The sequence below is a fragment of the Gammaproteobacteria bacterium genome (genome assembly GCA_035501935.1).
Lineage (GTDB): Bacteria > Pseudomonadota > Gammaproteobacteria > JAJPIJ01 > JAJPIJ01 > JAJPIJ01.
The window spans coordinates 61,042-69,913 of sequence record DATJVC010000034.1 but is presented as its reverse complement, the minus strand read 5'-3'; the positions used below and the strand labels follow the sequence as shown (position 1 = coordinate 69,913).

Here is an 8,872-nt window from a genome sequence, read left to right as displayed (position 1 = left end):
AGATGGTGATGCCCGGGGACAACATCAAACTCGTGGTCAAGCTCATCAACCCGATTGCGATGGAAGAGGGCTTGCGGTTTGCCATCCGCGAGGGCGGGCGCACCGTGGGCGCCGGCGTGGTGGCGAAGATTATCGAGTGATGATCGGGAACGGAAAAGTGCCACGCCCATGAACCAGCAAACCATCCGCATCCGGCTCAAGGCCTTCGATCACCGGCTGATCGATCAGTCGACGCGCGAGATCGTCGAGACGGCCAAGCGCACCGGCGCGCAGGTCAAGGGGCCGATCCCGCTGCCGACCAAGAAGGAGCGGTTCACGATCCTGATCTCGCCGCATGCGGACAAGGACGCGCGCGACCAGTATGAAATCCGCACGCACAAGCGGCTGCTGGACATCGTCAATCCCACCGACAAGACGGTGGACGCGTTGATGAAGCTGGAACTCGCGGCCGGCGTGGATGTGCAGATTAAATTGAATTGAATGAAGACAGTTTAGAGACGGCAATCATGGCGCTCGGAATCGTCGGACGAAAATGCGGAATGACCACTATCTTCAACGATAGCGGCGCCGCCGTGCCCGTGACCGTGATCGAGGTGCTGCCCAACCGTATCACCCAGGTCAAGACGACGGATAACGATGGCTACCGCGCCGTGCAGGTGACCTATGGCCGGCGCAAGCAGAACCGCGTGAACAAGCCCACCGCCGGCGTGCTGGCCAAGGCCGCGGTCGAGGCGGGCGAAGGTTTTGTGGAACTGCGCCTGGCCGATGGCGAAGGCAAGGACCTGGCCGCCGGCCAGACCCTCACCGTGGAATTATTCAAGGCAGGGCAGAAGGTCGACGTGGCCGGCACCACGATCGGAAAGGGCTTCGCCGGCACCATCAAGCGGCACCACTTTGCCTCCGGCGATGCCACCCACGGTAATTCATTGTCGCACCGTACCCCGGGCTCCACCGGCCAGCGCCAGACACCGGGCCGCGTGTTCAAGGGCAAACGCATGTACGGACATCTCGGCAACGTGCGCCGCAGCGCAATGAACCTCGAAGTCGTCGGCGTGGACAAGGATCGCCAGTTGATCCTGGTCACCGGTGCCGTGCCGGGCGCGCGTGGCGGCAACGTGCTGATCCGCCCCACCACCAAGGTGCGGAGATAAGACCATGGAACTGGGCCTGTTCGATACCGGCAAGAAGAAGACGGGCAGCGTGTCGGTGGCTGACGCCGTGTTTGCGGCGGAATACAACGAACCGCTGATTCATCAGGTGGTGACGGCGTACATGGCCGCCGCCCGCGCCGGCACCAAGCAGCAGAAGACCCGCGCCGAGGTCAGCGGCGGCAATACCAAGCCGTGGAAACAGAAAGGTACCGGCCGCGCCCGCGCCGGCACCACGCGCGGGCCGTTGTGGCGCCACGGCGGCCGCGCCTTTGCCGCCCGGCCGCGCAACTACGAACAGAAGGTCAATCGCAAATCCTACCGCCAGGCCATGCGCTCCATCCTCTCCGAACTGGTGCGCAAGGATCGCCTGCTGGTGGTGGATTCCCTGGTCCTGGAGTCGCACAAGACCAAGAATCTGGCCGCGCGGCTGCACGAATTCAAGCTGGAGTCCGCGCTGCTGGTGACGGACAAGATGGACAGGAATCTGGCGCTGGCCGTGCGCAACATCCCCGGCGTGGACGCGCTGGAGGCCCGTGAACTGGATCCGGTGAGCCTGGTGCATTTCGACAAGGTAATCGCCACCAAGGCGGCGCTTACACAACTGGAGGCGCGGCTCAAATGAACGCCGAGAAACTGATGAACGTGCTGGTCGGGCCGCTGGTGTCGGAGAAGATCACACGCGTGGCCGACACTCATTATGTATTTGCCGTGCAGCCGCAATCCACCAAGGCCGACATCAAACAGGCGGTGGAGCTCATGTTCAAGGTGCAGGTCGCCGCGGTGCAGGTCTGCCGCAATCCCGACAAGATCAAATATTTCCGCAACCGGCCCGGCCGGCGCGGCGGTGTGAAAAAGGCCTATGTGCGCCTGAAGCCGGGCTTCAACATCGAATTTGGCGCGGCCCCCTGACGATAGAGACGCCATCATGCCACTGGTCAAGGTCAATCCCACCTCCCCCGGACGCCGCGCGGTCGTCAAGCTGGTCACGCCTGAATTGCACAAGGGTCGGCCGGAGTCCTCGCTGGTCACGCACAAAAACAAGACCGGCGCCCGCAATCACTTCGGCCGCCAGACGGTGCGGCACATCGGCGGCGGGCACAAACAGCTTTACCGCCTGATCGATTTCAAGCGCGACAAGGACGGCGTGCCGGCGAAGGTCGAACGGCTGGAATACGATCCCAACCGCAGCGCACACATCGCGCTGTTGATCTACGCCGATGGCGAGCGCCGCTACATCATCGCGCCCAAGGGCGTACAGGCGGGCGACACGCTGCAATCCGGTGCCGAGGCACCCATACAGGCCGGCAACAGCCTGCCACTGCGAAACATCCCCGTGGGTACCACCGTGCATTGCGTGGAGATGAAGCCGGGCAAAGGCGCCCAGCTGGGCCGCGCCGCTGGCGCCGGCGTGCAACTGGTGGCGCGCGAAGGCGGCTACGCCACGCTGCGGCTTCGTTCCGGCGAGACCAGAAAGGTACCGGTCGATTGCCGGGCCACCATCGGCGAGGCCGGCAACATGGAGCATTCGCTGCGCTCGCTCGGCAAGGCCGGCGCGACGCGCTGGCGCGGCATCCGCCCGACGGTGCGTGGTGTGGCGATGAACCCGGTTGACCATCCGCACGGCGGCGGTGAAGGCAAGACCTCCGGCGGCCGCCATCCGGTGACCCCGCACGGCCAGCCGACCAAGGGGTACAAGACCCGCAAGAACAAACGCACGGCATCCATGATCATCCGCCGCCGCAACGACCGCTAGGGAAATTCCATGCCACGCTCAGTTCGCAAAGGTCCATTCATCGATCATCACCTGGCTGCCAAGGTGGAAAAGGCGCGTGCCAGCAATGACAAGCGCCCGATCAAGACCTGGTCGCGCCGCTCGCTTATCGTGCCCGACATGGTGGGGTTCACCATCGCCGTGCACAACGGCAAGCAGCACGTACCGGTGTACATCACCGAGAACATGGTCGGCCATAAGCTGGGTGAATTCGCGGCCACGCGCATCTTCCGCAGCCATTCCGCCGTCGGCAAGAAGGTGGAGGTCTAGCCATGGCTACGCATGCCTTGTACCGCAATGCCCACATCTCGGCGCAGAAGCTGCGTTTGATTGCCGATCAGGTGCGTGGCCTGCCCGTGGATCGGGCCATGAACCTGCTCAAATTCAGCAACAAGAAGGCGGCGGGCATCGTCAGAAAGGCGCTGGAATCCGCGCTGGCCAACGCCGAGCACAATGACGGCGCCGACATCGACGTGCTCAAGGTCACCACGATTCTGGTGGATCAGGGGCCGTCCATGAAGCGGCTGCGCCCGCGCGCACGCGGCCGGGCGGATCGCATTCTGCGGCGCACGAGCCGCGTGATGATCACGCTGGACGAGAAAAAATAGGACGGTCAGGGCTTATGGGACAAAAAGTCAATCCGATCGGCATTCGTCTGGGCATCGTCAAGGACTGGACCTCGAAGTGGTATGCCGACTCCAAACATTACGCCGATTACCTGAATACCGATCTCAAGGTGCGTGAGTTCCTGCGCAAGCAGCTGGCGCAGGCCTCGGTCAGCCGCATCCAGATCGAGCGTCCGGCGCACAATGCCCGCATCGTCATCCACACCGCGCGCCCGGGCATCGTCATCGGCAAGAAGGGCGAGGACATCGAGGCGCTGCGCAAGAAGGTGACGGACATGATGGGTGTGCCAGTGACGCTCAATGTCGAGGAGATCCGCAAGCCTGAACTCGATGCCTATCTGGTGGCGGAGAGCGTTGCGCATCAACTGGAAAAGCGCATCATGTTCCGGCGCGCCATGAAGCGCGCGGTGCAGAACGCGCTGCGACTCGGCGCCCAGGGCATCAAGATCACCGTCGCCGGCCGGCTGAACGGCGCCGAGATCGCGCGCACAGAATGGTACCGCGAAGGCCGGGTGCCGCTGCACACGCTGCGCGCCGACATCGATTATGGTTTCGCCGAGGCCAAGACCACCTATGGCGTGATCGGTGTCAAGGTGTGGATCTTCAAGGGCGAGATTCTGGCTGGCGATGAGACCACCGGGGCGGAAACCGCCGAGCACGCCGAACCGGCGGCAGCGACGGAATAGGCCGGGGAGAATTCATCGTGTTGCAGCCCAAACAGGTCAAGTACCGCAAACAGCACAAGATGCGCAACCCGGGCATTGCCCACAAGGGCTGCCGGGTCAGCTTCGGCGAGTACGGCCTCAAGGCCACCTCCAGCGGGCGCCTGACTTCCCGCCAGATCGAGGCGGCGCGGCGCGTGATCACGCATCAGATGAAACGCGGCGGCAAGGTGTGGATCCGCGTTTTTCCGGACAAGCCGATCTCGAAGAAACCGCTGGAAGTGCGCATGGGCAATGGCAAGGGCGCGGTGGAATACTGGGTGGCCCAGGTCCAGCCCGGCCGCATCCTCTACGAAATGGAGGGGATGACCGAGGCCGAGGCCCGGGAGGTGTTCCGGCTGGCGGCGGCCAAGCTGCCGGTGAAAACCACATTCATGGCAAGGACGGTGCTGTAAATGCGTGCCCAGGAATTACGCCAGAAGACAGCGGCGGAACTGAACAGCCTGCTCATGGATCTGCACCGCGAACAGTTCAGCCTGCGCATGCAGCAGGGCACGGGGCAGGCCGTGGCGCGCCCCAGCCAGGTGCGCCAGGTGCGCCGCGACATCGCGCGCATCAAGACGATCATGCACGAGCAGAGACTCAAGGGTGGCAAAACATGACTGAAACGACCGCCAATCATCCCGCGAACCGCCGTGTGCTGATCGGCCAGGTGGTCAGCACCAAGATGGACAAGACCATCACCGTGCGGGTCGAACGCGTGGTGACGCACCCGCTGTACAAAAAATACATCCAGCGGTCGAGCAAATTTCTGGCGCACGACGCCGACAACACCTGCAAGGAAGGCGACACGGTGGCGATAGAAGAATGCCGTCCGATCTCGCGGCGCAAGCGCTGGCGCCTGCAGAAGATCGTGGAACGGGCGGCCGCGCAGGATTGAGCGCCGCCACGGGATGATGAGGGACCAACCATGATACAGATGACCACCGTGCTGGACGCCGCCGACAACAGCGGCGCACGCCGCCTGTTCTGCATCAAGGTGTTGAAGGGCACCAAGGCCCGTTATGCCGGCATCGGCGACCTCATCAAGGTGTCGATCAAGGAGGCGATCCCGAACAGCAAGGTCAAGAAGGGCGACGTGTTCAACGCCGTGGTGGTGCGCACCAAGAAGGGCGTGCGCCGACCCGACGGCTCGATCATCCGCTTTGACGGCAATGCCGCAGTGTTGCTGGACAACCAATTGCAGCCCATCGGCACCCGCATCTTCGGGCCGGTGACCCGCGAACTGCGCGGCGAACAGTTCATGCGCATCGTGTCGCTGGCGCCGGAAGTGTTGTAAGGAAGATGGATCAGACCACCATGAAGAAATTGAAGCGAGGAGATGAGGTCATTGTGCGCACGGGCCGCAGTCGCGGCCAGCGCGGCAAGGTTCTGCGCCTTTTGGACGACGGCCGCGTGGTGGTGGAGGGCGTCAATATGATCAAGCGTCACACCCGTCCGAATCCGCAGGCGAACCAGCCCGGCGGCATCCTGGAGAAGGAGGCGCCCATCGCCGCCGCCAATGTCGCCCTCTACAACCCGGCGACCAAGAAGCCGGATCGCGTCGGCATCCGGGTGCTGGCCGACGGTCGCAAGGTGCGGTATTTCAAATCCAACGGCGAAGTCGTTGACGTCTGAGGACAGGATCGATCATGACCGCCCGACTGCAAGATTTTTATCGCCGCAAGGTCATTCCCGGCCTGATGAAACAGTTCGGCTTCAAGAATGCCGTGCAGGTGCCGCGCATCATCAAGGTCACGCTCAACATGGGCGTGGGCGAGGCGGTCGCCGACAAGAAGATCATCGAACACGCTGTGGAGGACCTGACCAAGATCGCCGGCCAGAAACCCGTGGTTACACGTTCGCGCAAGGCCATCTCCAACTTCAAGATCCGGGAAAACCTGGCCATCGGGTGCATGGTGACCCTGCGGCGCGAGCGGATGTACGAGTTTCTCGACCGGCTGATCAACGTGGCCATCCCCCGCATCCGCGATTTCCGCGGCCTGAGCCCGCGCGCCTTCGACGGCCGCGGCAACTACAGCCTGGGCGTCAAGGAACAGATCATTTTCCCGGAGATCGACTTTGACAAGATCGACGCCATCCGGGGCATGGACATCTGCATCACCACCAATGCGCGCACGGACGAACACGGGCGCGCGCTGCTGGCGGCATTCAACCTGCCGCTGCGCAACCAATAGGCAAGAGGTCAACGCATGGCCAAATTATCGATGAAGCTGCGCGAGGTCCGGCGCATCAAGTTGTCGAAGAAGCTCGCCGCAAAGCGCAACGAACTGCGCACCAAGGCCAAGGATGTGCGCCTGAGCGAGGAGGAACGCGCCGCCGCGGCCTTGAAATTGCAGAAGATGCCGCGCGACTCCAGTCCCTCGCGCGTGCGCAATCGCTGCCGGATTACGGGCCGCACGCGCGGCTATTACCGCAAGTTTGGGCTGTCGCGCAGCAAGCTGCGCAAGGCCGCCATGCGCGGCGACGTGCCAGGCCTGGTCAAGGCCAGCTGGTGATTGCACATACATATAGAGAACTGTTGAGAACCGTTACGATGAGCTTACAAGACCCGATCGCCGACATGCTGACCCGCATCCGCAACGCACAGGCCCTGCGCAAGCAGGAGGTCGCCATGCCCTCGTCCAAACGCAAACTGGCCGTCGCCAAGCTGCTCAAGGAAGAAGGATATATTTCCGATTGCGTGGTGCGGAACCTGGAAGGCCGGCCACAACTGACCATCGGGCTCAAATATTACGAAGGCAAGCCGGTGATCGAATCGATCAAGCGTGTCAGCCGCCCGGGGCTCCGCGTTTATCACGGCAAATCGGCCCTGCCCAAGATCGTCGGCGGCTACGGCATCGCCATCGTTTCCACTTCGCGCGGGTTGATGACCGACCGCGCCGCCCGCGCCCAGGGGGTGGGCGGTGAATTGGTCTGTATCGTGTCCTAACCAAGGGTTCGAGGATCACACCATGTCACGGGTAGCCAGAAAAGCCATCCCCCTGCCGAAGGGTGTGGAGGTCAAGATCAACGGGGCCGATGTCGCCATCAAGGGCGCCAAGGGCGCCATGGCCCATCGCGTGCCCGCTGGCGTTGAAGTCAGCATGGACGGGCAGAGCGTCAAGGTGGGCATGAAGGAACGCAGCAAGACGGCCAGCCAGCTGGCCGGCACCCTGCGGGCGCTGCTCAACAACACCGTGCGCGGCGTGTCCGCCGGGTTTGAGCGCAAACTGGAAATCAACGGCGTGGGTTACCGTGCCCAGGTGCAGGGCAAGACCCTGAATCTGACGCTGGGCTTTTCGCATCCGGTGAACTTCGCAATCCCGGAGGGAATCACCATCGAGACACCCAGCCAGACCGAAATCGTGGTCAAGGGTGTCAACAAGCAGCAGGTGGGCCAGGTGGCGGCGAAGATTCGCGCCTACCGTCCGCCCGAGCCTTACAAGGGCAAGGGCGTGAAGTATGCCGATGAAGTCATCCTGCGCAAGGAAACCAAGAAGGCGTAAAGATATAGCGAGCGAGAATTCCATGTCCGTCACCAAAAAAACCGCCCGTTTGCGCCGCGCCACCAGGACGCGCTCCAAGATCAGGACATTGAGCGTGCACCGCCTGTCGGTACATCGCACGCCGCGCCACATCTATGCCCAGATCTTCGCTCCGGGCACCTATGAGGTGGTGGCGGCGGCCTCGACCGTGGACAAGGAATTGCGCAAGGGCATGAAGAACGGCGGCAACATCAACGCCGCGATCGAAGTGGGCAAGCTGGTGGCCCGCCGCGCCAAGGCCAAGGGCGTCAAGCGCGTGGCCTTTGATCGCTCCGGATTCAATTATCACGGCCGAATCAAGGCGCTGGCCGATGCCGCGCGTGAAGGCGGCCTTGAGTTTTAACGAATATTTCCAAGGACAGCATGATGACCAACGCAGCCTCTTCCGCTTCTGAAAACACCGACGGTTTGCGCGAAAAACTGGTCGCCGTCAATCGCGTCGCCAAGGTGGTCAAGGGCGGCCGTATCTTCGGCTTTGCCGCGCTCACGGTGGTGGGCGACGGCGAGGGCCGGGTCGGGCTCGGCCGCGGCAAGGCGCGCGAAGTGCCTGCCGCGATCTCCAAGGCCATGGAAAGCGCGCGCCGCGACATGAAAAGCGTTGCGCTCAATGGCCGCACGCTGCCCTATGCCGTCGTTGGCAGACACGGCGCCGCCAAGGTCTATATGCAGCCGGCCTCCGAAGGCACCGGCATCATCGCCGGCGGCCCGATGCGGGCCGTGTTCGAGGTGGCGGGCGTGCAGGATGTGCTGGCCAAATGCATCGGCAACTCGAATCCCATCAACGTCGTGCGCGCCACCTTGAAGGGCCTGCGCAGCATCAGCGATCCGGCGCGCTTCGCCGCCAAACGCGGCAAGAAGCTCGAAGAAATCACCGGGTGACAAGGACCATGACCAAGGCCAAACGAATCAAAGTCAGGCTGGTGCGCAGCACCAACAAGTGCCTGGCCGCCCACAAGGCCTGTGTGCGGGGGCTGGGCCTGCGCCGCATCGGGCACAGCGTGGAAGTGCAGGACACGCCGGCCAACCGCGGCATGATCGGCAAGGTGGCCTACCTGCTGGCGGTGGAGGATTAGAC

The 8,872-nt window shown here is 63.1% G+C and carries 21 protein-coding genes; all 21 read left to right on the top strand.

All coding sequences use genetic code 11. From position 1 onward, the window contains the following. The coding region (gene tuf / locus VMH34_09530; GenBank protein ID HTT09015.1) for an elongation factor Tu at window positions 1-140 on the top strand (140 nt) is incomplete at its 5' end. Window positions 141-168: 28 nt separating this feature from the next. Next, window positions 169-480 (top strand): 30S ribosomal protein S10, encoded by a 312-nt coding sequence (gene rpsJ, locus VMH34_09525; protein ID HTT09014.1) that lies wholly within the window; start codon window positions 169-171, stop codon window positions 478-480. 26 nt (window positions 481-506) lie between these two features. Beyond that, window positions 507-1,151 carry a 50S ribosomal protein L3 gene (rplC, locus tag VMH34_09520; protein ID HTT09013.1) on the top strand — a complete coding sequence of 215 codons (645 nt, stop codon included), beginning with the start codon at window positions 507-509 and terminating at the stop codon, window positions 1,149-1,151. Window positions 1,152-1,155: 4 nt separating this feature from the next. Next, window positions 1,156-1,773, top strand: coding sequence for a 50S ribosomal protein L4 (gene rplD, locus VMH34_09515; GenBank protein HTT09012.1), 618 nt, complete (start codon window positions 1,156-1,158; stop codon window positions 1,771-1,773). Continuing rightward, complete coding sequence (gene rplW / locus VMH34_09510; protein ID HTT09011.1) at window positions 1,770-2,060, top strand: 50S ribosomal protein L23; 291 nt, start codon at window positions 1,770-1,772, stop codon at window positions 2,058-2,060. The genes rplD and rplW overlap by 4 nt, the downstream gene beginning before the upstream one ends. A gap of 16 nt (window positions 2,061-2,076) precedes the next feature. Continuing rightward, the gene (gene rplB, locus VMH34_09505; protein ID HTT09010.1) at window positions 2,077-2,904 is read left to right on the top strand and encodes a 50S ribosomal protein L2; all 828 of its coding nucleotides are present in this window, start codon (window positions 2,077-2,079) and stop codon (window positions 2,902-2,904) included. A 9-nt stretch (window positions 2,905-2,913) separates the two neighbouring features. After that, window positions 2,914-3,192, top strand: coding sequence for a 30S ribosomal protein S19 (rpsS, locus tag VMH34_09500; GenBank protein ID HTT09009.1), 279 nt, complete (start codon window positions 2,914-2,916; stop codon window positions 3,190-3,192). Between the two features lie 2 nt (window positions 3,193-3,194). After that, window positions 3,195-3,530: a 50S ribosomal protein L22 gene (rplV, locus tag VMH34_09495; protein ID HTT09008.1), complete on the top strand. Its 336-nt coding sequence runs from the start codon at window positions 3,195-3,197 to the stop codon at window positions 3,528-3,530. 14 nt (window positions 3,531-3,544) lie between these two features. After that, window positions 3,545-4,234: a 30S ribosomal protein S3 gene (rpsC, locus tag VMH34_09490; GenBank protein HTT09007.1), complete on the top strand. Its 690-nt coding sequence runs from the start codon at window positions 3,545-3,547 to the stop codon at window positions 4,232-4,234. Between the two features lie 17 nt (window positions 4,235-4,251). Then, entirely contained in the window at window positions 4,252-4,665 is a 414-nt protein-coding gene (rplP, locus tag VMH34_09485; protein HTT09006.1) for a 50S ribosomal protein L16, read from the top strand. Then, window positions 4,666-4,872, top strand: coding sequence for a 50S ribosomal protein L29 (gene rpmC, locus VMH34_09480; protein HTT09005.1), 207 nt, complete (start codon window positions 4,666-4,668; stop codon window positions 4,870-4,872). It abuts the gene before it with no gap. Further along, window positions 4,869-5,150 (top strand): 30S ribosomal protein S17, encoded by a 282-nt coding sequence (gene rpsQ / locus VMH34_09475; protein HTT09004.1) that lies wholly within the window; start codon window positions 4,869-4,871, stop codon window positions 5,148-5,150. Before rpmC ends, rpsQ begins: the two co-directional genes overlap by 4 nt. 30 nt (window positions 5,151-5,180) lie before the next feature. Continuing rightward, entirely contained in the window at window positions 5,181-5,549 is a 369-nt protein-coding gene (gene rplN, locus VMH34_09470; protein HTT09003.1) for a 50S ribosomal protein L14, read from the top strand. A 20-nt stretch (window positions 5,550-5,569) separates the two neighbouring features. Continuing rightward, window positions 5,570-5,887, top strand: a complete 318-nt coding sequence (gene rplX, locus VMH34_09465; protein ID HTT09002.1) for a 50S ribosomal protein L24 — start codon at window positions 5,570-5,572, stop codon at window positions 5,885-5,887. Between the two features lie 14 nt (window positions 5,888-5,901). Further along, the gene (rplE, locus tag VMH34_09460) at window positions 5,902-6,447 is read left to right on the top strand and encodes a 50S ribosomal protein L5 (protein HTT09001.1); all 546 of its coding nucleotides are present in this window, start codon (window positions 5,902-5,904) and stop codon (window positions 6,445-6,447) included. A gap of 15 nt (window positions 6,448-6,462) precedes the next feature. Continuing rightward, window positions 6,463-6,768 (top strand): 30S ribosomal protein S14, encoded by a 306-nt coding sequence (gene rpsN / locus VMH34_09455; protein ID HTT09000.1) that lies wholly within the window; start codon window positions 6,463-6,465, stop codon window positions 6,766-6,768. Window positions 6,769-6,806: 38 nt separating this feature from the next. Further along, window positions 6,807-7,202 carry a 30S ribosomal protein S8 gene (gene rpsH, locus VMH34_09450; protein ID HTT08999.1) on the top strand — a complete coding sequence of 132 codons (396 nt, stop codon included), beginning with the start codon at window positions 6,807-6,809 and terminating at the stop codon, window positions 7,200-7,202. A gap of 22 nt (window positions 7,203-7,224) precedes the next feature. Beyond that, a complete protein-coding gene (gene rplF / locus VMH34_09445) occupies window positions 7,225-7,758 on the top strand; it encodes a 50S ribosomal protein L6 (GenBank protein HTT08998.1) in 534 nt (177 codons plus the stop codon). Between the two features lie 22 nt (window positions 7,759-7,780). Then, on the top strand, window positions 7,781-8,140 hold the full coding sequence (gene rplR / locus VMH34_09440; protein ID HTT08997.1) for a 50S ribosomal protein L18: 360 nt from the start codon (window positions 7,781-7,783) through the stop codon (window positions 8,138-8,140). Between the two features lie 20 nt (window positions 8,141-8,160). Next, entirely contained in the window at window positions 8,161-8,676 is a 516-nt protein-coding gene (rpsE, locus tag VMH34_09435) for a 30S ribosomal protein S5 (GenBank protein ID HTT08996.1), read from the top strand. An 8-nt stretch (window positions 8,677-8,684) separates the two neighbouring features. Next, window positions 8,685-8,870 carry a 50S ribosomal protein L30 gene (rpmD, locus tag VMH34_09430; protein ID HTT08995.1) on the top strand — a complete coding sequence of 62 codons (186 nt, stop codon included), beginning with the start codon at window positions 8,685-8,687 and terminating at the stop codon, window positions 8,868-8,870. Window positions 8,871-8,872: the final 2 nt, after the last annotated feature.